This window comes from Catenovulum agarivorans DS-2, assembly GCF_000568405.1.
GTDB classification, from domain to species: Bacteria; Pseudomonadota; Gammaproteobacteria; order Enterobacterales; family Alteromonadaceae; genus Catenovulum; species Catenovulum agarivorans_A.
Genome location: NZ_ARZY01000143.1, coordinates 1 through 205, shown reverse-complemented (window position 1 = coordinate 205; position 205 = coordinate 1). Strand labels below are relative to the sequence as shown.

1 tRNA gene is annotated in these 205 nt (G+C 39.5%); it reads left to right on the top strand.

The features are described 5' to 3' along the window. Positions 1-8 precede the first annotated feature (8 nt). Positions 9-84: transfer RNA gene (locus DS2_RS19530), tRNA-Ala, on the top strand. Positions 85-205: the final 121 nt, after the last annotated feature.

The following is a 205-nucleotide window of genomic DNA, read 5'->3' as shown; positions in this document are numbered from 1 at the left end:
CAGAAAATGGGGCTATAGCTCAGCTGGGAGAGCGCCTGCCTTGCACGCAGGAGGTCAGCAGTTCGATCCTGCTTAGCTCCACCACTTTCTAAAACTTAACACGAAGTCGAAATCAAATCCAAGTAAGTTTATACAAAACTAAACAAGCTTATTTTAATTTGGTTTTAATAACCTATGCTCTTTAACAATCTGAAAAGTAAAAGCT